This window comes from Bacillus sp. HY001, assembly GCF_007558965.1.
GTDB classification, from domain to species: domain Bacteria; phylum Bacillota; class Bacilli; order Bacillales; family Bacillaceae_G; genus Bacillus_A; species Bacillus_A mobilis.
The window spans coordinates 1-343 of sequence record NZ_VLTE01000177.1; the positions used below are offsets into that span (position 1 = coordinate 1).

The following is a 343-nucleotide window of genomic DNA, read 5'->3' on the forward strand; positions in this document are numbered from 1 at the left end:
GTCTTTTAAACTAGCAAAAAAAGATTTCCAATTTTGGAACAAACCTTTCATGATTGACTGGCTACATTGCGTAGGCAAAGCTCGATAATCATTTTGAACCATAGCCTTAAATAGTGCATCCAGAAAGTTGTAATCTACATAAGGTTTTTCAAAATTAGGTTCTGAAAACAAATTACATGTAATCTCTTTCTGTTCTTCTTTAGGCTTTAATTTCTCTTTTTCCAATTTCTTCTGATAGGCAAGAAGTTGTGTGTCATTCATCTTACCAATATTTTTATGAATATGATCCAGAACTTCTTTTTGCAAAGGCTGCAACTCTTTTTCTTGTGTTAATCCAGTGTAC

1 pseudogene is annotated in these 343 nt (G+C 32.4%); it reads right to left on the minus strand.

The features are described 5' to 3' along the window. Positions 1–343: pseudogene (locus FOT98_RS30170) on the minus strand (RNA-guided endonuclease InsQ/TnpB family protein); the annotation flags it as partial.